The organism is Actinomadura flavalba DSM 45200 (assembly GCF_000374305.1).
In the GTDB taxonomy this organism is placed as follows: domain Bacteria; phylum Actinomycetota; class Actinomycetes; order Streptosporangiales; family Streptosporangiaceae; genus Spirillospora; species Spirillospora flavalba.
The window spans coordinates 13,694-36,285 of the sequence record NZ_KB894096.1; the positions used below are offsets into that span (position 1 = coordinate 13,694).

General features: G+C 74.0%; 20 protein-coding genes and 1 pseudogene. 7 read left to right on the plus strand and 14 right to left on the minus strand.

What is annotated here, in order from left to right; genetic code table 11:
- Position 1: 1 nt before the first annotated feature.
- Together C229_RS0116075 and C229_RS0116080 are read right to left on the minus strand one after the other, a co-directional pair.
- Entirely contained in the window at positions 2-1,513 is a 1,512-nt protein-coding gene (locus C229_RS0116075; RefSeq protein ID WP_018656106.1) for an LCP family protein, read from the minus strand.
- A 160-nt stretch (positions 1,514-1,673) separates the two neighbouring features.
- Positions 1,674-3,113: a GuaB1 family IMP dehydrogenase-related protein gene (locus C229_RS0116080; protein WP_018656107.1), complete on the minus strand. Its 1,440-nt coding sequence runs from the start codon at positions 3,111-3,113 to the stop codon at positions 1,674-1,676.
- A gap of 629 nt (positions 3,114-3,742) precedes the next feature.
- Here C229_RS0116080 and C229_RS0116085 point away from each other — a divergent pair.
- Positions 3,743-4,654: an Lrp/AsnC family transcriptional regulator gene (locus tag C229_RS0116085; RefSeq protein WP_018656108.1), complete on the plus strand. Its 912-nt coding sequence runs from the start codon at positions 3,743-3,745 to the stop codon at positions 4,652-4,654.
- 24 nt (positions 4,655-4,678) lie between these two features.
- Here the strand turns inward: C229_RS0116085 and C229_RS0116090 are convergent, their stop codons facing one another.
- From C229_RS0116090 to C229_RS0116105, 4 genes are all read right to left on the minus strand, one after another.
- On the minus strand, positions 4,679-6,277 hold the full coding sequence (locus C229_RS0116090) for a Na+/H+ antiporter (RefSeq protein WP_018656109.1): 1,599 nt from the start codon (positions 6,275-6,277) through the stop codon (positions 4,679-4,681).
- A gap of 32 nt (positions 6,278-6,309) precedes the next feature.
- A complete protein-coding gene (locus tag C229_RS0116095; protein ID WP_018656110.1) occupies positions 6,310-7,167 on the minus strand; it encodes a LysR family transcriptional regulator in 858 nt (285 codons plus the stop codon).
- A gap of 95 nt (positions 7,168-7,262) precedes the next feature.
- Complete coding sequence (locus C229_RS0116100) at positions 7,263-7,526, minus strand: UBP-type zinc finger domain-containing protein (protein ID WP_018656111.1); 264 nt, start codon at positions 7,524-7,526, stop codon at positions 7,263-7,265.
- 28 nt (positions 7,527-7,554) lie between these two features.
- The gene (locus tag C229_RS0116105; protein WP_026313847.1) at positions 7,555-8,589 is read right to left on the minus strand and encodes a GDP-mannose 4,6-dehydratase; all 1,035 of its coding nucleotides are present in this window, start codon (positions 8,587-8,589) and stop codon (positions 7,555-7,557) included.
- 225 nt (positions 8,590-8,814) lie between these two features.
- On the opposite strand from C229_RS0116105, the gene folP reads away from it, so the two are divergent.
- Positions 8,815-9,654 (plus strand): dihydropteroate synthase, encoded by an 840-nt coding sequence (gene folP / locus C229_RS0116110; protein ID WP_018656113.1) that lies wholly within the window; start codon positions 8,815-8,817, stop codon positions 9,652-9,654.
- A gap of 4 nt (positions 9,655-9,658) precedes the next feature.
- On the opposite strand, the gene C229_RS0116115 is transcribed toward folP, so the two are convergent.
- The 3 genes from C229_RS0116115 to C229_RS0116125 all read right to left on the minus strand — a co-directional run bounded on the left by C229_RS0116115 (position 9,659) and on the right by C229_RS0116125 (position 12,438).
- A complete protein-coding gene (locus C229_RS0116115) occupies positions 9,659-10,249 on the minus strand; it encodes a CGNR zinc finger domain-containing protein (RefSeq protein ID WP_018656114.1) in 591 nt (196 codons plus the stop codon).
- Between the two features lie 120 nt (positions 10,250-10,369).
- The gene (locus C229_RS0116120) at positions 10,370-10,942 is read right to left on the minus strand and encodes a hypothetical protein (RefSeq protein ID WP_018656115.1); all 573 of its coding nucleotides are present in this window, start codon (positions 10,940-10,942) and stop codon (positions 10,370-10,372) included.
- Between the two features lie 146 nt (positions 10,943-11,088).
- A complete protein-coding gene (locus C229_RS0116125) occupies positions 11,089-12,438 on the minus strand; it encodes a pyridoxal phosphate-dependent aminotransferase (RefSeq protein ID WP_240487307.1) in 1,350 nt (449 codons plus the stop codon).
- 81 nt (positions 12,439-12,519) lie between these two features.
- On the opposite strand from C229_RS0116125, the gene C229_RS0116130 reads away from it, so the two are divergent.
- On the plus strand, positions 12,520-13,446 hold the full coding sequence (locus tag C229_RS0116130) for a LysR family transcriptional regulator (RefSeq protein WP_018656117.1): 927 nt from the start codon (positions 12,520-12,522) through the stop codon (positions 13,444-13,446).
- Here C229_RS0116130 and C229_RS0116135 read toward each other — a convergent pair whose 3' ends face one another.
- Complete coding sequence (locus C229_RS0116135; protein WP_018656118.1) at positions 13,447-13,926, minus strand: SCP2 sterol-binding domain-containing protein; 480 nt, start codon at positions 13,924-13,926, stop codon at positions 13,447-13,449.
- Positions 13,927-14,110: 184 nt separating this feature from the next.
- On the opposite strand from C229_RS0116135, the gene C229_RS0116140 reads away from it, so the two are divergent.
- The 4 genes and pseudogenes from C229_RS0116140 to C229_RS35425 form a co-directional block, all read left to right on the plus strand.
- Complete coding sequence (locus tag C229_RS0116140; RefSeq protein ID WP_018656119.1) at positions 14,111-14,818, plus strand: VC0807 family protein; 708 nt, start codon at positions 14,111-14,113, stop codon at positions 14,816-14,818.
- A 146-nt stretch (positions 14,819-14,964) separates the two neighbouring features.
- Complete coding sequence (locus tag C229_RS0116145) at positions 14,965-16,146, plus strand: L,D-transpeptidase (protein ID WP_169513845.1); 1,182 nt, start codon at positions 14,965-14,967, stop codon at positions 16,144-16,146.
- Positions 16,147-16,374: 228 nt separating this feature from the next.
- Complete coding sequence (locus C229_RS0116150) at positions 16,375-17,559, plus strand: L,D-transpeptidase (RefSeq protein ID WP_033424485.1); 1,185 nt, start codon at positions 16,375-16,377, stop codon at positions 17,557-17,559.
- A 779-nt stretch (positions 17,560-18,338) separates the two neighbouring features.
- Positions 18,339-18,881 (plus strand): annotated as a pseudogene (locus C229_RS35425) (glycosyltransferase); the annotation flags it as partial.
- A 102-nt stretch (positions 18,882-18,983) separates the two neighbouring features.
- Here C229_RS35425 and crcB read toward each other — a convergent pair.
- The 4 genes from crcB to C229_RS0116170 form a co-directional block, all read right to left on the minus strand.
- Positions 18,984-19,358 (minus strand): fluoride efflux transporter CrcB, encoded by a 375-nt coding sequence (crcB, locus tag C229_RS34325; RefSeq protein ID WP_155884881.1) that lies wholly within the window; start codon positions 19,356-19,358, stop codon positions 18,984-18,986.
- A 190-nt stretch (positions 19,359-19,548) separates the two neighbouring features.
- The gene (locus C229_RS0116160; RefSeq protein WP_018656123.1) at positions 19,549-20,019 is read right to left on the minus strand and encodes a fluoride efflux transporter FluC; all 471 of its coding nucleotides are present in this window, start codon (positions 20,017-20,019) and stop codon (positions 19,549-19,551) included.
- Between the two features lie 40 nt (positions 20,020-20,059).
- The gene (locus C229_RS0116165) at positions 20,060-21,274 is read right to left on the minus strand and encodes a PP2C family protein-serine/threonine phosphatase (protein WP_018656124.1); all 1,215 of its coding nucleotides are present in this window, start codon (positions 21,272-21,274) and stop codon (positions 20,060-20,062) included.
- Positions 21,275-21,389: 115 nt separating this feature from the next.
- Positions 21,390-22,484: a carboxylate-amine ligase gene (locus tag C229_RS0116170; RefSeq protein WP_018656125.1), complete on the minus strand. Its 1,095-nt coding sequence runs from the start codon at positions 22,482-22,484 to the stop codon at positions 21,390-21,392.
- Between the last annotated feature and the right edge of the window lie 108 nt (positions 22,485-22,592).

A 22,592-nucleotide genomic window follows, 5' to 3' on the forward strand; every position in this document is an offset into this window, starting at 1 on the left:
GTTACGAGGGGCAGGTCGACTCCAGCGAGACCGGCTTCTTCCCGGCCTCCTCCTCGCGCTGCGGCGACTCGGACGGGGCCGGGGTGCCCGCCGCCGACGGCGCGGTGGGGGAGCCCGCCAGCGGCGCGCGGTTCGGGGTGGGGGGCTTGGGCGGCGCCAGGGCCTCGGCGGTCAGCCGGCGGATCTCACGCCAGTCGGGGTTGCCGGTGCTGATCAGCGGCGGCACGAACTGGAGGCTGTTCAGGGTGGCGCCCTCGCGGACCTTGCCCGACAGGGCGATCATCGGACGCAGCAGCTCGCGCGGCAGGTCGGTGGAGACCGCGCGCTTGGTCGCCGAGGCCAGCTTGTCGAACTGGAGCAGCACCGCCTGCGGGTCGGCCTGCTGGGCGATGGCGCGCAGCAGGCACTTCTGCCGGCCCATCCGGGCGTAGTCGTCGCTGAAGGTGCGCGAGCGGCCGTACCAGAGGGCCTCCTTGCCGCCCAGCGTGCGCAGGCCCGGCTGGATGACGTCGCCGCGCTGCCCGTAGGGGATCGGCTCCTGCACGCGCATCCGGACGCCGCCCATGGCGTCGATGATGTCGGCGAAACCGAACATGTCCACCAGGATGTAGTGATCGACCGGGATGCCGAGGATGCCGGACACCGTCCGCTTGAGCAGATCGGGGCCGCGCTTCTTCTTGGGGACGCCCGGCACCAGGTCCGGGTGGTCCTCGGCGAACTGGTAGACCTCGTTCAGCAGGCCCGGCGTGCCGTAGCCGTCGCCGGTGAACCCGTACGGGAAGCGGTCGCGGGCGGGCCCGGCGGGCAGCGGCACCCGCTCCAGGTTGCGGGGCAGGCTCAGCAGCACCGTGTCGCCGGTGCGGGTGTCGACGCTGGCGACCGTCATGCTGTCGGTGCGGACGCCCTCGCGGTTGCCGGCCGCGTCGCCGCCGATGAGCAGCACGTTGACGCGCGGCGTGTCCTTCCAGGGGTCGTCGGCGTCGATCGACTGGCCGTTGCGGTCGGCGCTCTGGAAGATGCTGCTGATCAGGTCGCCGGCGAGGTAGGTGCGGTGGGCCGTCCACACCACCGGCACCGCCACCGCGAAGCACAGCACCGCGACCGCGCCGACGCCCGCCGTGCGCAGGCCCGGGCCGAGCGTGCCGGGCCGCAGGATCTGGTACGACCGGACGATCACCGCGACCCACAGCAGGCCGAGCAGCAGCAGGCTCGCGACGAGGGCGCGCATCAGCGACGGATCGGCGGCGATCGTCGCGGCGGTGTTCTCGTCGCCGAGCAGCGCGGTCGTCGCGGCGATCATGAGCAGGAACGTGTAGACGGCGAGCAGGACCCCGCCGGAGGCCCGGCGCCCGGTCCAGATGTGGGCCACGCCCCAGACGGCCGCCGACGCCAGCGTCAGCGTCAGCGCATGCGGCAGCGACCGTGCGGTGCGCCCGGGCGGCGCCGGAACCGGCGCCGCGCCCCGGGGGACGCGTCCGGGGGCGGCCTCCCGGCCGAACGATCGCTTCGACATGTACGCTCCGATTCCCCGGGCGGGGTGCATTCAGCCCCCAACCTACATATGTGACGCGCAAAACCCGGGAAACGGTTGCCGCGACGGCTACCAAATCCGGATCAACCGGACTTCCCAGGCCGTCGCACGGTCTCCTCCCCGCGTGATCATTCTCTCGCACTCACCAGCTCGTGGCGAGTGGCATGCCCTCCGCGTATCCCGACGAACTCTGCACGCCGATCACGGCGCGCTCGTGGAACTCCTCCAGCGACCGGGCGCCCGCGTAGGTGCACGAGCTGCGCAGCCCCGCGATGATGCCGTCCACCAGGTCCTCCACGCCGGGCCGCCGCGGGTCCAGGAACATGCGGGACGTGGAGATGCCCTCCTCGAACAGCGCCTTGCGGGCCCGGTCGAAGGGGGAGTCGTCGGCGGTGCGCAGCGCGACCGCGCGCGCCGAGGCCATGCCGAAGCTCTCCTTGTAGAGGCGGCCGTCGGCGGCGCGCTGGAGGTCGCCGGGCGACTCGTAGGTGCCCGCGAACCAGGAGCCGACCATGACGTTCGCCGCGCCCGCCGCCAGCGCCAGCGCGACGTCGCGGGGGTGCCGGACGCCGCCGTCGGCCCACACGTGCCGGCCGAGCCGCCGCGCCTCGGCGGCGCACTCCAGTACGGCGGAGAACTGCGGGCGGCCGACGCCGGTCATCATCCGCGTCGTGCACATGGCGCCGGGACCGACCCCGACCTTGACGATGTCGGCGCCCGCCTCGATGAGGTCGCGGGTGCCCTCGGCCGTCACCACGTTGCCCGCGACGACCGGAACGCCCGGGTCGAGGGCGCGCACCGCCGCCAGCGCGGAGATCATCTTCTCCTGGTGGCCGTGCGCGGTGTCGACGACGAGCAGGTCGGCGCCCGCGTCCAGCAGCGCCTTGGCCTTGCCGGCCACGTCGCCGTTGACGCCGACGGCGGCGGCGACGCGCAGCCGCCCGGTCGCGTCCACGGCGGGCTTGTACAGGGTGGCGCGCAGCGCGCCGGTGCGGGTCAGGATGCCGACGAGGGAGCCGTCGGCGAAGTCCACGACGGGGGCGAGCCGGTGGCCGCCCTCGTGCAGCCGGTGGAACGACTCGCGCGGGTCGAGCCCGGCAGGCAGCGACAGGACGTCGCGCGACATCACGTCGCGGAGCTGGGCGAAACGGTCGACGCCCTGGCAGTCGGACTCGGTCACGACGCCCACGGGCCGCGAGCCGTCCACGACGATCACCGCGTTGTGGGCGCGCTTGCCGAGCAGGGCGAGCGCCTCGCCGACGGTGCCGCCGGGCGTCAGCCGGATCGCGGTGTCGACGACCAGGTCGCGGCGCTTGACCCAGCCGATCACCTCGGCGACGACCTCGGCGGGGATGTCCTGCGGGATGACGGCCACGCCGCCGCGCCGCGCGATGGTCTCGGCCATGCGGCGGCCGGACACGGCCGTCATGTTGGCCACGACGAGCGGGATCGTGGTCCCGCTGCCGTCGGCGGTGGACAGGTCCACCTCCAGCCGCGACCCGACCGGCGAGCGGTTCGGGACCATGAAGACGTCGTTGTAGGTGAGGTCGTGAGCGGGCGGCTCACCGTTCAGCAGGCGCACGTCTGTACTACACACCAATCGCGGATCAAAGTGGCTGGGCCACCGTACATTGTGCGCCATACCCGCCGGTGCGCCCGCCAAGCCACCGTTCCCGGGGGTTCCGCACGGAAGCTCCCGCACGGGCGGAGTGGCGCGCGGCCCCGCCCCGGGCGTGTTGTGAAGGTCGGCCCGACGTTCGGTTGGACTCTCGGTAAAGTCAGCTCTTGACGTTCTTGCGTGTCCGTTGCACTTTTCTTACATGACCTTGAGGCGGTGATCACCGCCCCGAGACCCGCACGACACAGCCACCGGGAGTCGCTCATGCAGGTCAGACCGGAGAGGACGACGGCACGAGCACGTTCCAGGCCGCCCCGGCCGGGGTCCGAGCGTGACCAGCGCCACGTTCGGAGCGACCGGGGGCGTGGCCCGCCGGGGCCGCCGACGCCTCCGCCCCTGATCTCGTTGCGCTCCCGTACCGCATTCGGAGGCGTCGGTTTCGTCACCCGGCAGGGCCGACACCGACGCTTCGATCGCCACGGGAGGTGCGGAACACGAGCAGGATCAATATTTGACGGGATACCGCCCGGAAATGGAATGATCTTGCAGTTGCCGAAAAATCGATCTTTCTACGCATGTCGAGGAGGAGAGCCGTGCTGGATGCGGTCGACGCCGTGCTCGTCCGCGAGCTCCAGCGGGATGGCAGGGCGACGTTCCAGGCGCTCGCCGACCGGGTGGGGCTGTCCCGCACGGCGGTGCGGGCCCGCGTGCAGAACCTTCTCGAGACCGAGGTCGTCCGGGTGGTGGGCATCGTGCACGCCGCCGTCGTGGGCGCCGAGGCCATCGGGCACGTGTCGGTCACCGTCGACGGCGCCGCCCGCGAGATCGCCGCGACCGTCGCCGAGCGTCCCGCCGTCAGCTTCACCGCGCTGACCGCCGGGCCGCACGACCTGGTCGCCCAGGTCCGTACCCGCGACGACGCCGCACTCGCCGCCGAGATCGACCAGATCCGCGGCGTCCCCGGAGTCCGCACCGCCGAGGTGTTCCGCTCGGTGGCCACCGTCCGCGACGCCCACGCCGTCGTCCGCGATCTCGGCGAGGTCTCCCTCGACGACATCGACTGGCGGCTGCTCCAGGAGCTCCAGCGCGACGGGCGCGCGCCCTACACCCGGCTGGCCGGGATCATCGGACTGTCGCAGGCCGCCACGCGCGCCCGCGTCGTCCGGCTGATGCGGTCCGGCGTCATCCAGGTCACCGGCCTGACCGACCCGCTGGCCCTCGGCGCCGCCGAACTCGCCGGGTTCGGGCTGTCGGTCGCCGGAGGACTGCGCCGCGCCGCCGAGGCCGTCGCAGAGCAGGAGGGAGTCCGCTACCTCGCGACCGGATTCGGCCGCCACGACATGGTCGGGCACGCCGAGGCCGGTACCCGCGCCGAACTCGTCGCGGTGCTGGACGCGGTGCGCGCCGTGCCCGGCGTCACCGTCAACGCGTCCTGGCACCATCTCGACGTCGTCAAGGAGTCCTACGCGGTGGACCTGCCCGACAAGCCGCTGAACGGCATCTGACCCGACACCGGGACCTGGGGGAGGTCAGTGGCGGTCCAGCGCCGCCTCCTCCAGGTCCAGTTCGCGCAGCACCCGGTTCAGCACCTCGTCGTCGATGCGGCGCTCGTTCCGCTGTCGGACGAACGTCTCCCGCTCGGCGGCCAGCATCTCCCGGCGCAGCCGCCGGTACGTGGCGCTGGGCACCTCCGCGCCGTCCGGGCCCGTCCCGCCGCCCAGGCGCTCCCACGCGCCCAGGCGGCGCTGCTCGGCCAGCGTCCGCAGCCGTTCCACGACCCCCTCGTCCAGCGGGGCCGGGCTCGCGCCGACCAGTTCCTCCAGCCGGTCCAGCGCCGCGCGCGCCGCCGCGTCCTGCGCGCCCGCCTCGGCGACGGTGTCCTCGTAGATCTCGCGCTGCCCGTGGACGCCGAGCGCGCGGATCAGCGCCGGGAACGTCACGCCCTGCACGAGCAGGGTGGCCAGCACGGTGGTGAACGTCAGGAACAGCACCAGGTCGCGGGCGGGGAAGTCGCCGCCCGCCGAGGTGACGAACGGGACGGCGAACGCCGCCGCCAGCGACACCACGCCCCGCATGCCCGCCCAGGACACGATGACGTTGCCGCGCCAGCCGACGCCGCGCCCGCGCTCCTTGGCCGAGAACACCCCGGGCACGTAGCCGGTGGCGAACACCCACACGAACCGGGCGGCGACGACGACGCCGAAGATCGCGACCGCCCACCAGGCCAGCGACCACCAGCCGTGCCGGGACAGGCCGTCCACCACCGGCGGGAGTTGCAGGCCGATGAGCAGGAACACCACCGACTCCAGCACGAACACCACGAGCTTCCAGAACGACTGGCCCAGCAGGCGCGTCAGCGCGGGCGAGTCGGTGAAGCGGTGGCCGAGGTACAGGCCGCTGACGACCACCGCGATGACGCCCGACCCGTGCACGGACTCGGCGACCAGGTACGCGGCGTACGGCGCGACGATCGCCACCGCGTTCTCCACCAGCGGATCGCGCAGCCGCGAGCGCAGCCAGTGCAGCGGCGGCCCCAGCGCCAGCCCGATCGCCGTGCCCGCCAGCGCCGCGAACAGGAACCGCTCCACGCCCTCGCCCAGGCTGAACCCGGCGCCGACGGCGGCGGCCAGCGCCACCCGGAACAGGGTCAGCGCGGTCGCGTCGTTGAACAGGCTCTCCCCGACCAGGATCGTGACGAGCCGGCGCGGCAGCCCGAGCCGCTGCGCGACGCTCACCGCCGCGACCGCGTCCGGCGGCGCCACGATCGCGCCGAGCACCAGCGCCGCCGCCAGCGGCATCTCCGGGATGAGCGCGTAGGCGGCGAACCCGACCGCGACCGTGGTGAACAGCACCAGCCCCACCGACAGCAGCGCGATCGGCCGCAGGTTCTCGCGCAGGTTGTAGTAGCTGCTCTGCCACGCCGCCGAGAACAGCAGCGGCGGCAGGAACGCGTACAGCACGAACTCGGGGTCCAGCTCGAACTCCGGGACGCCCGGCAGGAACGCCAGCACCATGCCCGCCACGACGAGCGCGAGCGGCGCCGCGACCCCCGCGCGGCGCGCGAAGCCCGCCACGATCAGCGCGGTCACCGGTACGGCAAGCAGCCACAGGGCGTGCGTCGTCTCCACCGTCTGATCCTGGCACGCCGCCGGGCCGGAATTCAGGGACGCGCGCGGCCCGTCTCCCGCGCGAACGCCAGGAAGTCCACCGCCGACGACGGCAGCCGCCGGTGCGCCTGCACGAAACCGATCGTCTGCGCCAGCGGCGGCGTGAACGACCGCACGACCAGGCCCGGGGTGTCGCCGAGCCGGTCGCGGAACGCCAGCACCGCGCCCGAGCCCGCGCGGACGCGGCGGGCGCGCCCGGCGGCGTCGGCGTCGGAGGTGATCGCCGGGCGCGTCCCGGTCGCGCGCAGCAGGCCGTCCAGTTCGGCGCGCAGCGGGCCGCCGGGCGGCAGGACGAGCGGCAGCCCGTCCAATGCGGACACCGGCGTCGGCTCGCGCGGCGCCGCGCCGGGCGCGCACACCAACACCGCCTCGCGCTCCTCGACCGGGTGGGCCATGAGGTCGCCGGGCACCGGCAGGACGGTCAGCGCCAGGTCGGCCTCGCCGCCGCGGACCAGCGCCGCCGGGTCGTCGGCGCGCAGGACGCGGATCGCGACGCTGGGCCGCTCGCGGGCGAACCCGGGCACGAACCGGCCGGTCAGCCGGGGCTCCAGCGCGGCGGCCACCGCGATGCGCAGTTCGGCGCCGCGCCCGCCCGCCTTGGCCGCCGCCAGGCTCTCGATCGCGTCCACGGCGGCCAGCGCGGCGCGGGCGTGCGCGGCGACGCGTTCCCCGGTCGGCGTCAGCGCGACGCCGCGTCCCGAGCGGGTGAACAGCTCCAGGCCGAGTTCGCGCTCCAGCTCCCGCACGGCCCGCGACAGCGCGGGCTGCGCGACGAACAGGGCCTGCGCCGCCGCCGTCATCGTGCCGTGATCGGCGGTGGCGACGACGAAGCGGAGCTGCCGCAGGTTCATGCGCCGACGGTATGACACCGGATCGGCGTCGTTCCCGCACACGGCGTGATTGGGTCTTCCAGGTCAGAAGACCCTTCCCCCCGACTCCTACCGTCTCAGACGAGAACTTCGTCGACGAAGCACCAGCGCCAGTCCTCGCCGGGCTCGAACGACCGGACGATCGGATGGCCCTCGTCCCGGAAGTGCGCCGAGGCGTGACGCATGGGCGAGGAGTCGCAGCAGCCCACGTGCCCGCACGTCAGGCACAGCCGCAGGTGCACCCACGACGTGCCCTCCTTCAGGCACTCCTCGCAGCCCTGCGGGGTGCGCGGCGGCGGCGGGTCGGCGGGCAGGTCCTTGACGTGTTCGCAGGTCGCCATGGGTTCATCGTCGCACGCGACCCACCGGTCACCAGTGGTCGGGGCTGACCGGCTCGTCGTCGGGCCGGGACGAGCCGCCCAGCAGCCGCAGGTCGGACTCGACCATCATCGTCACCAGTTCCTCGAACCCGACGGCGGGTTCCCAGCCGAGCTGCTCGCGGGCCTTCTTGGGGTCGGCGCACAGCAGGTCGACCTCGGCGGGGCGGGTGAACCGGGCGTCGAGCACGACGTGCTCGCGCCAGTCGAGCCCGGCGGTGCGGAACGCGAACTCCACCAGGTCGCGGACGGACTGGGTCTGCCCGGTGCCGATGACGTAGTCCTCGGGGGTGTCGTGGGCGAGCATCATCCGCATGGCGCGGGCGTAGTCGCCGGCGAAGCCCCAGTCGCGGCGGGCCTCCAGGTTGCCGAGCCGGAGTTCGGTGGCCAGCCCGAGCTTGATCCGCGCGACGCCGAGCGACACCTTGCGCGTCACGAACTCGGCGCCCCGGCGCGGGGACTCGTGGTTGAACAGGATGCCGCTGACGGCGAACATGCCGTAGGACTCGCGGTAGTTCTGGGTGATGTAGTGCCCGTAGGTCTTGGCGACGCCGTAGGGGCTGCGCGGGTGGAACGGCGTCCGCTCGTTCTGCGGCGTCTCGCGCACCATCCCGAACATCTCCGAGGACGACGCCTGGTAGAAGCGGATCTGCTCGCCGTCGGGGGTGCGCGACGAGCTGACGCCCGACACGACCCGGATCGCCTCCAGCATGCGCAGCACGCCCATGCCGGTGACCTCGGCGGTCAGCTCGGCCTGCTGCCACGACATCGGCACGTAGGAGATCGCGCCCAGGTTGTAGACCTCGTCGGGCCGGACGCGCTCCACGGCCGAGATCAGGCTGCCCTGGTCCAGCAGGTCACCGGTGGTGATCTGCACGTCGCCGATGTGCTTGCGCAGCCGCGACACGTGCGGGTTGGCCTGACCCCGCACCAGTCCCCACACCTCATACCCCTGCTCCAGCAGATGCTCGGCGAGGTACGAGCCGTCCTGCCCGGTGATGCCGGTGATGAGTGCTCGCCTGGACAGCGGATCCTCCTGGGCTGACTGGCTGATATAAGGATCAGACGACGGACCTGATGCGGACGAAAACCGCAACGGGCGTGAAACACGAGGTTAGCGACCTCCGAGGGATGCTGACGAGCGCGGGTTCGGTAAACACCGAATTTGCTTCGCCTTCGTGACGGAGCCGGAACCCGGGCCCGGTCGCGCCGCGTGGCGCCGTGCTCGGTGATGTGCGAGCGTGGACCCGACATGAGCACCAGCGCCCCGCTTCCCCCGCTGCGCCTGAACGGGCGCGACCTCGGCCGGTTCGCCGTCATGGCGGTCGTGAACCGCACCCCCGACTCGTTCTTCGACCGGGGCGCCACCTACGGCTTCGACGCGGCCCTGGCCGCCGTGGACGCGGCCGTGGCGGGCGGCGCCGACATCGTCGACATCGGCGGCGTCAAGGCCGGGCCCGGCGAGGACGTCGGCGTCACCGAGGAACTGCGCCGCGTCGTGGACGTCGTCGCCGCCGTCCGCGAACGCCACCCGGACGTGGTGATCAGCGTGGACACCTGGCGGGCCGAGGTCGGCGCGGCCGTCGCGGCGGCGGGCGCGCACCTGCTCAACGACACCTGGGGCGGCCCCGACCCCGAACTGGCCGCCGTCGCCGCCGAGTACGGCACCGGCCTGGTCTGCGCGCACGCGGGCGGCCTGGCGCCCCGCACCCGCCCGCACCGCGCCGCTTACACCGACGTGGTCTCCGACGTCCTCGCGCACGTCACCGCCGAGGCCGAACGCGCGGTCGCGTGCGGGGTGCGGCGCGACGCGGTCCTCATCGACCCCGCCCACGACTTCGGCAAGAACACCCGGCACTCGCTGGAGATCACCCGGCGGCTGGGCGAGCTGACCGCGACCGGGTGGCCGGTGCTCGTCGCCGTGTCCAACAAGGACTTCATCGGTGAGACGCTGGACCGCCCGGTCGGGGAGCGCGGCGCGGGCACGATGGCGGTGCTCGGCGTCTCGGTATGGCTGGGCGCCCGCGTCTTCCGCGTGCACGACGCGGCGGCGGCCCGGCGCGCCTTGGCGGCCGTCGCGGCCCTGGCCTGACGGCTCAGCCGGCGGGGGCGCCCGCGTCCGCCGGGTCGGACTCGCCCGCCTCGCGGCGCCGCGCCCGGTAGGCGGCGACGTGCATCCGGTTGCCGCAGGTGCGGCTGTCGCAGTAGCGGCGGCAGCGGTTGCGCGACAGGTCGACCAGGACGCGCGCGCAGCCCGGCGCCGCGCACACCCGCAGCCGGTCCAGCTCCCCGGCGGCGACGACGTAGGCCAGCGCCATCCCGCAGTCGGCCGCCAGGTGCTCGCCCATCGGGGCGCCGGGGGCGAAGAAGTGGACGTGCCAGTCGTAGCCGTCGTGGTCGGTGAGGCGCGGCGTGGCGCGGACGGCGCCGATGACCGCGTTGACGAGGGTGACGGCGGCGGGCACGCCGGGCGCGGAGAACACCGCGTGGAAGCGGTCGCGCAGGTCGCGGACGTGGTCGAGGTCGGCGGCGGTCAGCGCGGTGACGCCGCTGAAGGCGTTGCGCCGGACGAAGTCGCGCAGCGCGGGCAGCCCGTCCAGCCGCTCGGTCCCGGACGCCGCCGGTCCGGTGTTGATGAGATCGACGACCACCGCGAGGGCGTGCTCGGTGTCATGAGCGAAGATCACGATGACTCCAGTCTCGGGGACCGGGGGGCGTGCGGGTCGCGGACCACCCTATGCCGCCCGGCGGCACCGAACGGCCCTCGGCGGGCGCGCAGCGCGCCGTCCGGCGCCCGGGACGGGCCGTCAGCGCGCGTAACGCGGGTCGGCGACGACGGGGTAGGCGGCGCCCTCGTGCTGCACGCGCATCGTGATCACCGAGCCGTCCAGCGCGTAGTCGGCCTTCACCTGACGGAACATCGAGTCGCACGCCCACGGGCTGAACAGGTGGCCGACCGTGGCCCCGTAGCGCAGGTGGACGACGTCGTACCCGCCCGACGGCATCGCCTCCAGCGCCAGCCCGTCGGGCAGCGACAGCGGGAAGCGGAACTCACTCGGGGCGTCGGGCCCGTGCAGGACGGTCAGCAGCCGGATGCCGCCGAGCGTCGTCTGCGCGACCATGTCGGTGTCGACGTCGATGCCGACGAAGGCGCGCAGGGTGGGCCGGAGCAACTGGGCGACGGTGTCGGTGGCGGTCAGGTCGAAGCCGACGTGGACGCGCTGGCCGTCCTTGGTCGGCACCCACACGCCGTCGCGGGGACGGCGGCCCCAGGCGACGTCGGGGTCGTCGTGCTCCTGCGGCTCGTTCCCGCCGCGGGCGACGAGCACCCGGGACGCGGCGCTCATCGCCGCGGCGGCACCGTCGCGTGCGTGCCTCATGGCGGGTCCCCTCCGTCTGGTTTGCGGTCTTCGCACCCCGTGCGACGTTGGACCCTACACCACCTTTATCCGCCTCGGCGGGGCGATGACCACCCAGCCAGGATCGGACGAGTGCGCAGGTCGCGGGGGGACTGGGCGCGATCCGCTCAGCGGCCGCCGCCCGCGACGTCGGCGAGGATGCCCGACAGGCGGTCCAGCGCGGCGGCGATCCAGGGCAGGGCGGCCGGGTCGGCGGCGGCCAGGGCGGCGTGGCGGTGCTCGTCGTCGGCGCCGTAGACCAGGCTCGGGGCGACGCGCATGCGCAGCGCCTCGGGGGCGTCACCGAAGACGACGCCGGGCAGGACGCCCAGCCCGTACCGCTCCAGCAGCAGGCCGGTGAGGTCGGCGCCGGTGCGCACGCCGTGCTCGGCGCGCAGCCGGTCGCGGAGCGGCTCTAGGTCGGGGTAGAGGTAGAACGCCGCCTCCGGCTCGCGGACCAGCGCTCCGGCGGCGCGGAACCGGGCGGCGACGGCCGTCGTCACGGCCGCGTGCAACCGGCGGCCCCGCGCGACGTGGGCGACGAGTTCGTCCGGTTCACCGAACGCGTAGGCGGCGGCGTGCTGCATCGGCGCGGGCGGGCTCGACCAGATCTCCGAGCCGATGCCGAGCAGTGAGGCGCGCAGCGCGTGGCCGAACGGCCCGTCCGGCAGCCGCGCGACGCCGATCCGCCAGCCGCCCGCCGCGTGCTGCTTGCTCAGCGCCGTCGTCACGACCGTGCGCTCGGGGGCGTGCGCGGCGGCCGAGGGGAGGACGCGGCCGGGGTCGTGGACGAGATCGCGGTAGATCTCGTCGCAGATGATCACCAGGTCGAGGTCGCGGGCGACGGCGCAGACGCGGGCGACGGTCTCCTCGCCCGCCAGCGTGCCGGTCGGGTTGTCGGGCAGCGTCAGCACCACCGCGCGCACCGTGCGGCCCCGGGCGCGGGCGCGCACCACCGCGTCGGCGAGCAGCGCGGGGCTCGGGACGCCGCCCTCGCCGGGCGGGGTCGCCACCCGGATCGCCGCGGCGCCGGTCAGCTCGGTCTGCGCGGCGTAGGTGACCCAGCTCGGCGCGGGCACGACGACGTCGCCGCCCAGCGCCGTCAGCAGACCGAACAGCAGGGCCTTGCTCCCCGGGCCCGACACCACGAGATCGGGGTCGGTGGGCAGGCCGCGGCGCTCCCAGTAGCCGGCGGCGGCGGCGCGCAGCGCGGCGGACCCGGCGACGGGCCCGTAGGCGCCGCGTCCGGCCGCCGCCGCGAGCTCGCGGATCAGCGACGGATGGATGGGGATGCCCGCCTCGCCGAACCCGAACGGCAGGACCGGCAGGCCCTCGCGGCTCTTGCGGGCCAGCGCCTCGTTGATCGCGAGGGTGGGGGAGAGCGGGACGGGCCGCAGCCCGTGCGGGAGCGGGACGGCGGGCGAAGGGGCGAGGCCGGGCGCGGCGGGCACGGTCATGAAGACGTCTCCAGAGGACATGGTCGGGACGTGCCCCACTCTCGTCGCCCCCGTAGCATCATGACAAGCGGCTCTCAACGATGCTGACCGTAAGGAGAAGTGATGCTCGACCTGCGGCGGCTCCGGCTGCTGGCCGAATTCGCCCGGCGCGGCAGCATCGCCGCGACGGCCGCCGCGCTCGGCTACACGGCCTCGGCCGTCTCCCAGCAGCTCGCGGCGCTGGAGCGGGAGGCGGGCGTCGCGCTGCTCGACCGCACCGCGCGCAGCGCCGACCTCACCGACGCCGGACGCCGCCTCGCGCACCGCGCCGAGGAGATCCTCGGACTCGTCGAGATGGCCGAGGCCGAACTGTCGGCGCACGAGGAGGTCCCCTCGGGCCGGATCGTGCTGACGTCGTTCCCGACCGCCGCCGTCGCGTTCGCGCCCGTGCTGGCCCGCAGCCTCGCCGAGCACCGCGCGCTCACCTTCGTGCTGCGCCAGACCCGCGCCGACGACGGCATCCGCCAGGTGCGCGGGGGCGAGGCCGACATCGCGCTCGTGGACGACTGGTCGGGCGCGCTGGCCGAGGAGGCGCCCGCCGCGCTGGAGTTCTTCCGGCTCGTCCGCGACCCGCTGGTGCTGGTCGTCCCGGCCGACCACCCGATGGCGGACCCGGCCCGCCCGGTCGACCTCCAGGAGCTGCGCGACGAGCCGTGGATGGCGGCGCCGCGCGGCGAGCCGTCCCGCGCGGCGGTGGAGACGCTGCTGGACACGGTCGGCGGGGCGCGGCCGGTGCCGTGGGAGTTCGAGGGGCTGTCCACGATCCTCGGCCTGGTCGCCCGGGGCGTCGGCATCACGGCCGTGCCCGCGCTGGCCCTGGCGGCGGGGGACCGGGGCGTCGCCGTCCGCCGCATCCCGGACGTCGACCTGGCCCGGGAGGTCTACGCGGTGACGCGCGCGGCGAGCGTGCGCCGCCCGTCCGTCGCGGTCACGCTGCGCGCCCTCTACACCGCCGCGCGGGCCGCCCGGCCCGCGCCTCCGGCGAGCTGATCAGGAGTAGTCGAACCAGCCCTGCATCTTGGCGGCGAACATCAGGTCGCCGGAAATCTTGATCTTGCCGGTCATGACGGCGGTGACGCCGTTGAGCCGTCCGGCGCACAGCCGCAGCAGGTCCGGCAGCGTCATGCCGAGCGTGACCTTCGCCTTGACCGGGGCGCCCGCGCCGCCCTCGGCGCGGCCGTCGGCGATGACGAGGTGGTAGGAGTGCACGCCGTCGGGGCCGGTGACGTCCCAGCGGACGGTGCCGTGGCCGCGTCCGGCCTTGTCGGGGCGGAAGCGGGTGCCGATGAGGGCGAAGATGCGGTCGAGGATCGCCGCCGTGCCGACCGCGCCGGCGAACTCGCGGATCAGGGCGTCGTCCACGCCGGGACTGTCCAGGAGGGCGCGCAGTTCCTCGGGGGTGCCGACCGCGCCGATCAGGTCGCCCAGCTCGTTTCCGTCAGGGGTCTCGTGCGTGCCGTTCTCGGTCATCGCCGTGCTCCTCGCTCGTCCGGGAACCGTACTATTCAACGTCTTATCCAATAACGTCAAGGGGGCCGGGATGGACGAAAGGGATGGATTCCCCTCGTGGATCACGTAGCGTTGGCCGCGTTCCGCAACCAGACCGTCCGGCCGCGTCCGCGGCCGGCCCATCCGCGCGGGGGCACAGAACGCGATGACGACGGCGACCGCCTGCTCCGAACCACCTGATACCCGCGGCGCCGGCGCCGGCGCCGCGCCGCCCGCCGCCGGGCCGCACGCCTTCGAGCTGCCGCGCCTCGGCGCGATGCTCCGGCACGCCGCGCCGCGCTTCGTCGAGGGCGTCATCGCGCCGGTCGCGGTCTTCTACGCCGCGTTCGCCCTGCTCGGCCTCAACGGCGGCCTGGCCGCCGCCGTCGCCTGGGTCTACGGCGGGCTCGCCTGGCGCTGGTTCCGGGGGCACGGCGTGACGGCGATGCTCGTGCTCGCCGCGCTCAGCGTCACCGTCCGCGCCGGGCTGGCCGCCGTCACCCACAGCGCCGTCGTGTACTTCCTCCAGCCGACGCTCGGAACGCTCCTGGTCGCGATGACGTTCCTGGTATCGGCGCTGGCGCGGCGCCCGCTCGCGCAGCGGCTGGCCACCGACATGGTGCCGATGCCGGCCGCGTTCCTCGCCCACGCCCGCGTGCGGCGGTTCTTCCTGCGCGTCTCGCTGCTGTGGGCGGTGGTGTTCTTCGTCAACGCCGCGCTCAGCCTGTGGATGCTGTTCTTCCAGTCGATCGGCGTCTACCTGTGGGTGCGCACGTCGCTCGTCGCGCTGCTCGGCGCCGCGGCCGCCGCCCTCTCGATCTGGGGCTTCCACCGCTGTATGCGTCAGGTCAACGCGGCCCCCGCCAGCGTCTAAACGCGGGCTGCGAACCTTTTCCCTGGTTCAAGCGTCTCAAAGAGTCGGTAGATTGCCGTTACGGGACGGTACAGAAGGCTTGGGGGAGCGCGGTGCGCGTCAAGGGGCGTTTCGGGGTCGTGGTGGCCGGTGGGACCGGTGTGGTCATGCTGCTGTCCGCCTGCTCGGGCGGCGGCGGCAACGGCAGCGGTGAACTGGCGGCCGGTGAGACCGCCGCGCTGACGATCACGCCGCAGAACGGCGCGGGCCAGATCAAGCCCGACGGCGTCATCGAGGTGAAGGCGTCCGACGGCACGTTGCAGAACGTCACCGTCCAGGGGGACGGCGCGACGATCACCGGCGAGCTGGCCGCCGACAAGCGCACCTGGCGCTCGTCGCGCACGCTCGCGCCCGGCACGTCCTACACCGTGACGGCCCAGGGCAGCCACAAGGGCAAGCCCCTCTCGGCGACGAGCACGTTCACCACGCTCAAGCCGTCGGCGGCCAAGACGCTGTCGGTGCTGGACGTGACCCCGAACCGCAAGGGCGAGAAGGTCGGCGTCGGCATGCCGATCTTCATCCGGTTCAACCGGGCCGTCACCGACCGCGCCGCCGTCGAGCGGACGCTGAAGGTCACCCCGGACAAGCCCGTCGAGGGCTCCTGGCGGTGGATCTCCGGCGACCAGGTGATCTACCGCACCAAGACGTTCTGGCAGCCGCACCAGAAGGTCCGCCTGAACGCCGAGCTGGCCGGGGTGAACGCGGGCAACGGCGTGTACGGCGCCAAGGACGTCGACGAGACCATCTCGATCGGCGCCAAGCAGTACACGACCGGCAACCTCGGCAAGCACCACATGACGGTCTACCGGGACGGCAAGAAGCTGCGCACGATCCCGTTCAGCGCGGGCAACGGCCAGACACGCGAGTACACGACCACGAGCGGCACGCACCTGCTCATGGAGAAGGCCAACCCGGTCACGATGATCTCGCCCGGCCGCAAGGAGGGCGACGACGGCTACTACAAGCAGGTCGTCGACCACGCGGTCCGGTTCACCAACAGCGGCATGTACACGCACTCGGCGCCGTGGTCGGTCGGCTCGCAGGGCTCGGCGAACGTCAGCCACGGCTGCCTGAACCTCAGCCCGGCCAACGCCAAGTGGTACTACGACATCATGCAGCGCGGCGACGTCCTGAAGCTGACGGGGTCCAGCCGTGAGCTGTTGCCCGACAACGGCTGGGGCTACTGGCAGCTCTCCTGGAAGCAGTGGCAGAAGGGCAGCGCACTCAAGGGCGCCGAGGCCCCGGCGGGCTCCGGCTCGGGAACCGAGGCCGCGCCGACGGGCGGCTGAGTGGCGCGCGTCACGACGAGGGCCTGAGACGGGCGCCGCCCCTTGCGGGGGCGGCGCCCGTCTTGCAACGCTTTGATCTCAGAGGCCCGGTAATGAGGGAAGACGCGGCTTACTAGGTGATTTCTCTCGCTACTGTCTTGCGTGGACGGGTCGGTGGGGTCTGGGAGGTTGAGGGTGCAGCGACGGCTTTCCGCGAGTGTCCGGACGAGCGCGGGAGTGGCCGCGGTCATGCTCGTCTTCGCGACCGCGTGCAGCGGCGGGCCCGAGAAGGGCGACGGCGTCACGATCGGCGGCACGGCCGACCCGGCGGCCCCGCAGATCACCGTCTCGCCCGACAACGGCGAGAAGAAGGCCCGGCCCGAGGACGGCGTCCAGGTCAAGGCCAGCGGCGGCACGCTGGAGCAGGTCACGGTCAGCCGCAAGGGCAAGCCGGTCTCCGGCACGCTCACCGCCGACAAGACCGGCTGGAAGTCCCGCACACTGCGGCCCGGCACCGAGTACGACGTCTCGGCCGTCGCCAAGAGCAAAGAGGGCAAGACCACCACGGTCACCGCGAAGTTCCGCACCGTGAAGGCCGCCAACGAGCTGCGGGTCATCGACATGATCCCGAGCGCGGGCGAGAAGGTCGGGGTCGGCATGCCGATCCACCTCACGTTCAACCGCGCCGTCGGCGACCGCAAGGCCGTGGAACAGGCCCTGGAGGTCAAGTCCGGCAAGCCCGCCGTGGGCGCCTGGTACTGGACGAGCGACACCCAGGTCGTCTTCCGCACGAAGAACAAGCAGTACTGGCAGGCCAACCAGGCGGTCAGCGTGCGGGCGCGCCTCACCGGCGTGAAGACGGGCAAGCAGACCTACGGCGTCGCCGACTTCACGCGCAAGTTCAAGATCGGTGACTCGCACATCACCACCGTCAGCACCAAGACCAAGAAGGCCGTCGCCCGCAAGAACGGCGTCAAGGTCAAGTCGTGGCCGATCAGCGCCGGCAAGGGCGGCCGGGTCGTCAACGGCGTGGACACCTACCTCACCACGAGCGGCGTCCACCTGACGATGGGCAAGGAGAACCCGGCGATCATGACGTCGGAGTGGATGGGCGTCGATCCCAAGGACAAGAAGAACGGCGGCTACCGCGAGGTCATCCCGTGGGCCGTGCGGATCTCCTCCAGCGGCGAGTACGTCCACTCCATGGCCTCGACCGTCTGGGCGCAGGGGCGGCAGAACGTCAGCCACGGCTGCCTGAACTCCCCGCCCGCCGCCGCCAAGTGGTTCTACAACTTCTCGCACCGGGGCGACCCCGTCATCGTCACCGGCTCCAAGCGCGGCCTGGACTGGAACAACGGCTGGAGCTACTACGAGATGTCCTGGGCCAAGTGGGTCAAGGGCAGTGCCCTGAAGAAGGAGATTGCCACCGGCTGACCGGTTGTCTCCCGAACCTGGCTGATCTTGGCCATCCCGGGGTGATTGAGCCTGGTTCCACCGGGGAGATTCCCAACACAGCGCCCGATCGTTGTTTGGGGGGAACCGTGCCGGGCTCGACGACCACCGCCTCGGCCCGCGGGCGGCGCCTCGCCCGCCGGGTCCGCCACCGCGCGCGGCGCCGCGCCCACGGCGCCGCCCGGCGCGGCACACTGCTCACCGTCCGCGCGCTCGCGGCGCTGCGCCGCCCGCACCGCCGCGTCCGGCTGCCCGGGGAGCGGCCGCGCGTGCGCATCTTGCTGCGGCACGCCTACGGCCAGGGCGGGACGATCCGGACGGTGCTCGCCGTCAGCGGCTACCTGGCGCGCGACCACGACGTGGAGATCGTCAGCCTGCTGCGCGAGCGCGAGCGGCCGTTCTTCACGGTCCCGCCCGGCGTGACCGTCCGCGTCGCCGACGACCGGACCGTTCCCCACGGCCGCGTGGCGCGGCTGCTGGCCCGGCTGCCGAGCGTGCTGGCGCCCGGCAGCGGCCGGGACGCCCGCGAGACCCTGTACACCGACCTGCGGCTCGCGCGGATGCTCGCCGGGCCGCAGCCGGACGTCCTGATGGGCACGCGCCCGGCGCTCAACCTCATCGTCGCCGAGACCGCGCCGCGCGGCGTCGCCGCCGTGGGGCAGGACCACATGAACCTCGGCGTCTACGACGAGACGCTGCGCAACGGCATCCGCCGGTCCTACCCGCGCCTGGCGGCGCTGACGGTGCTCACCGAGGCGTCGATGGCCGACTTCGCCGCGGAGGTGCCGGGGCTGCCCGTGGTCCGCATCCCGAACGCGGCGGTCACGCCCGGCGGCCCGCCCTCGCGGCGGCAGGAGAAGGTCGTGCTGGCGGCCGGGCGGCTCACCCGGCAGAAGGGGTTCGACCTGCTGCTGAAGGCGTGGCGGCAGGTGGCCGCCGCCCATCCGGACTGGACGCTGCGGATCTTCGGGTCGGGCCGCCAGTACACCAAGATCGACAATATGATCGCCGACCTCGGGCTGTCCGGCAGCGTGGTGCGCAAGGGCCGCACCGCCGACCTGCCCGGCGAGATGGAGCGGGCGTCGGTGTACGTGCTGTCGTCGCGGCACGAGGGGATGCCGATGGTCATCCTGGAGGCGATGAGCAAGGGCCTGCCCGTCGTCTCCTTCGCCTGCCCGACCGGCCCCGCCGAGATGATCACCGACGGCGTGGACGGGCTGCTCGCGCCGCCCCGCGACGTCGACGCCCTCGCGGCGGCGCTCGACCGCGTCATCACCGACGGCGCGCTGCGCGACCGGCTAGGCGAGCGGGCCCGCACGTCCGTGCGCGCCTACGACATGGACCGCGTCGGCCCGATGTGGGCGCGGCTCGTCCAAGACCTCACGCACGGCCGGGTGCCGGAGACCTCACGGCTGGAGCGGACCGCCGACCAGCAGGCCCAGGCCGAACCCGAGCGCGGCTCCGGCCAGACCGGCGGCCACGCTTCCGGCGGCGTAGAGCAGCGCCCGTCCCCGCAGCCCGTCCTCCAGGAGCCGGAAGGTCTCGTGCCCGAACGTGGAGTAGGTGGTGAGCGCGCCGCAGAACCCGGCACCGGCGAACGCGCCGAACTGCTCACCGGCGGGCAGACCGGCCAGAAACCCGAGTAGCACCGACCCGGCGACGTTCACCCCGAACGTCCCCCACGGGAAACCGCCGCCGAACCGGGCCTGCGCGGCCCGGTCGGCCAGGTAGCGCAGCGGCGCGCCCAGCGCGGCCCCGGCGACCACGAGCAACGCGTTCACCGGCGCACCCGCCCCATATCGCCGGGCGGGGCTGAGGTCGCGGGCGGGTTCGGCGGCAGTGGAGACGGAGCGGCGCGTTCACCGGCGCGCCCGCCCCGCGTCGGGCGGCGCAGCAAGCGGGTGGGGGCCGCGCGGTCATCGGCGTGCCGCCTCGCCTCGGGCGGGGCTGGTGCCGTTCCGTGGGTGGGGGTCACGGGCGGGTTCGGCGGCGTAGGAGACGGCGGGTGGGGAGGGCGCCCGCCGCGACGGCCGCCACCGCGAGGGGCGGGGTGAGGGCCAGGTACGCGACGGCGAGGAGCGGGGAGCCCGCGCGGGCCGTGGTGACGGTGTCCACGGCGTAGGCGGAGAACGTCGTGAAGCCGCCGAGGACGCCGACGCCCAGGAAGGGGCGGGTCAGGGGAGAGGCGTTCGGGGAGGCCGCGAGGGCGGCCATGAGTACGCCGATGAGGAGACAGCCGGCGAGGTTGATCGCGAACGTCGTCCAGGGGAACGCGCCCGGTGCGAGCGGGTAGGCGGTCGTCAGGCCGTAGCGGGCCAGGGCGCCGAGGGCGCCGCCGACCGCGACCGCGCCGAGGACCGACCAGGGCGCGCGGCGCAGTTCCGCGCGCTGCGCGGCGCTGCCGAGATCGACGTCGGGGTCGATCGGTTCGCTCGCGGCCATGCCCCTCCCGTCCGGACGCCGTGCCAGCCTAACGGCCGTGTCAGGCGCGCCAGCCCAGGTGGACGACCGCCACGTCGTCGCCGAGCCCGCCGTAGTCGGCCGACGCCGCCTCGGCCGCGCCGATCAGGTGGTCGACCAGCGCCTCGGCGCCGTCGCCGCCGCGGGCGCGGGCCAGGGCGAGCAGGCCGGACAGGTCCAGGCGCTCCTCCTCGCCGGTCTCGCCCTCGAACAGGCCGTCGGTGAACAGCACCAGACCGCCGCCGGGCGGCACCGCCAGCTCCGTCTGCGGCCACACGCCGAGGCCCGGCATCATGCCGAGCGCCAGGCCACCGGGCGGCTCGACCAGCGTCACGCCGCCCGCGCCGTCGCGGACGAGCGCCCCCGGGTGCCCGGCGCGCGTCACCAGCGCCCGCGTCCGGTCCGGGGGGAGCGTGACGTTGATGAGCGTCACGAACGCCTCGCTGTCGTCGCGTTCGGCGAGCAGCAGCCGTTCCAGCATCGCGACCAGCGGCGGGCCGCTGAGCCCCGCCAGGACGAACGACCGCCACGCCACGCGCAGCGTCACGCCCATGGCGGCCTCGGCCGCGCCGTGTCCGGCGACGTCGCCGACGACCGCGTGCACGGCGCCGTCGGGCGTCTCCACCACGTCGAAGAAGTCGCCGCCGAGCAGCGAGTGCATCCGGCCCGGCCGGTACCGGGTGACGATCTCCAGGCGGTCGGTGGACAGCAGCGGCCGGGGCAGCAGGCCGCGTTCCAGCCGGGCGTTCTCCTCGGCCCGCAACCGGCCCGCCTGCAACGCGGCGGCCGACAGCTCGACCTGCTTGCGCTGCACGGCGTAGCGGACGGCGCGGCCGAGCCAGCGCGGTTCCAGCTCGTCCTTGACCAGGTAGTCCTGCGCGCCGACCGCGACGGCGGCGAGCCCGGCGCGGGCCTCGGCCAGGCCGGTGAGCACGATGACGGCCGACTGCGGCGCCGCCGCGAGCATCGTGTGCAGGCCCTCCAGCCCGCTGGAGTCGGGCAGGTGCAGGTCGAGCAGGACGCACGCCGGGCGCTCGCCGTCGGCGATGATCGCCTGCGCCCCGGCCAGCGACCGGGCGGCGAGCAGCCGCGCGCGCAGGCCGCTGTCGGCCAGGAACTCCTGGATGAGCAGGGTGTCGCCCGCGTCGTCCTCGACGAGCAGGACGCTGTCCGGACCGGCGTCGTCCGCCGGGTCCGGCGGCAGAACACCCGGCGACTGGCCTCGCGCCTCGGCCAACTCCGACCCCGCTCCTGACCAAGGGCCGTTCCCCTCCGGCCACGACCGACTCAATGATCGAACCATACCGAGGGGCGGGCGGTAAGTCTGCGCTCTCGGCCGGACCTGCGGCGCCTCAAGGGCCGTCCGGGCGCAGCAGGGCGAGGTCGACCACGTCGGTGAGCCGTTCCCGGCGGCGGAACGCGGCGCGCTGCCGCGCCGCGCCCGTGCCGCGCATCAGGATCGCGGCGACGCCGCGCCGCACGGCGGTGAGGTCGCCCGCGTCGGCGAGGGCGGGCGCGGCGTGGTCGAGCAGGCCGGTGACGAGGTCGGCGGCGGGCACGGTGCGGCCGGTCGCCACGTCGAGCCCGGGCCCCGAAAGGCCGTGCCGGGCGGCGAGCCAGTACGCGGCCCGCAGCAGCTCCCCGGACGGCCGGCTGGGCGGGCGCCCCGCCTCCTCGTCCTCCAGTCCGCGCGTCACCAGCGCCCGGACGAGCCCGGCGAACGTCGCGGCGTCGGCGGCCGTCAGCGCGACGTCGGCGAGGCGCACCTCGACCGTCGGCAGGTGGTCGGAGGGGCGCACGTCCCAGAAGACGGTGGCGCGGTCCATCAGCGCACCGGACTCCAGCAGCGCGCCGACCAGCTCCTCGTAGTGGGCGGCGGACGTGAAGTGCGGCGGGGGACCGGCGACGGGCCAGCGCGCCCACGTCAGCGCCCGCCAGCACGCGTGCCCGGTGTCGCGGCCCGCCCAGTACGGCGAGTTCGCGGTGAGGGCGAGCAGCGCGGGCAGCCAGCGCCGCAGGTGGTTGGCGGCGGCGACGGCGCGGGCGGGGGAGGACACCTCGACGTGGACGTGGCAGGAGCAGATGCACTGCTCCTCGTCCAGCGCCCGGTAGGTGGCGAGGCTCTCGGCGTAGCGGGGGCCGGGGGTGAGCGGGGGCGGCAGCAGCTCACCGAGCACCGGCGTGCCGGTCGCGGCGAGCGCGACGTCCTCGCGGGCGGCGGCGCCCGCCATCGCCGCCCGCATCGCGCGGACCTGGTCGGTGAGCTTGGCCAGGTCGTCGCAGGGCGGCGTCTTGGCCTCCACCAGCGAGCTGAGCAGCTCGCTGGACGCCCGGTCCCCGAGCGCCGCGTGCGCCCGGGCCACGACGGGTCCGCCCCGGGGGACGACCTGCCGGGTGACCGGATCGACGACGAAGTACTCCTCTTCGATGCCGAACCTTCGGGTCATCCCACCGCCTCGTGGTTCCGGGGGCACGCTTCTCGACGGTACGCCGCGCGGGGCGGCCGGGCGAGGGGCGGTGAGAAGGGACGCACCCCCGCGCCAGCCGCGCCCGGC

Bases quoted from the DNA above. Each gene is read 5' to 3' on its own strand.
- C229_RS0116075 (WP_018656106.1), bottom strand. From the start codon at position 1,513: ATGTCGAAGCGATCGTTCGGCCGGGAGGCCGCCCCCGGACGCGTCCCC.
- C229_RS0116095 (WP_018656110.1), bottom strand. From the start codon at position 7,167: ATGAACCTGCGGCAGCTCCGCTTCGTCGTCGCCACCGCCGATCACGGC.
- C229_RS0116100 (WP_018656111.1), bottom strand. From the start codon at position 7,526: ATGGCGACCTGCGAACACGTCAAGGACCTGCCCGCCGACCCGCCGCCG.
- folP (WP_018656113.1), top strand. From the start codon at position 8,815: ATGAGCACCAGCGCCCCGCTTCCCCCGCTGCGCCTGAACGGGCGCGAC.
- C229_RS0116120 (WP_018656115.1), bottom strand. From the start codon at position 10,942: ATGAGGCACGCACGCGACGGTGCCGCCGCGGCGATGAGCGCCGCGTCC.
- C229_RS0116125 (WP_240487307.1), bottom strand. From the start codon at position 12,438: ATGTCCTCTGGAGACGTCTTCATGACCGTGCCCGCCGCGCCCGGCCTC.
- C229_RS0116130 (WP_018656117.1), top strand. From the start codon at position 12,520: ATGCTCGACCTGCGGCGGCTCCGGCTGCTGGCCGAATTCGCCCGGCGC.
- C229_RS0116135 (WP_018656118.1), bottom strand. From the start codon at position 13,926: ATGACCGAGAACGGCACGCACGAGACCCCTGACGGAAACGAGCTGGGC.
- C229_RS0116140 (WP_018656119.1), top strand. From the start codon at position 14,111: ATGACGACGGCGACCGCCTGCTCCGAACCACCTGATACCCGCGGCGCC.
- C229_RS0116145 (WP_169513845.1), top strand. From the start codon at position 14,965: ATGCTGCTGTCCGCCTGCTCGGGCGGCGGCGGCAACGGCAGCGGTGAA.
- C229_RS0116150 (WP_033424485.1), top strand. From the start codon at position 16,375: ATGCTCGTCTTCGCGACCGCGTGCAGCGGCGGGCCCGAGAAGGGCGAC.
- C229_RS0116160 (WP_018656123.1), bottom strand. From the start codon at position 20,019: ATGGCCGCGAGCGAACCGATCGACCCCGACGTCGATCTCGGCAGCGCC.
- C229_RS0116170 (WP_018656125.1), bottom strand. From the start codon at position 22,484: ATGACCCGAAGGTTCGGCATCGAAGAGGAGTACTTCGTCGTCGATCCG.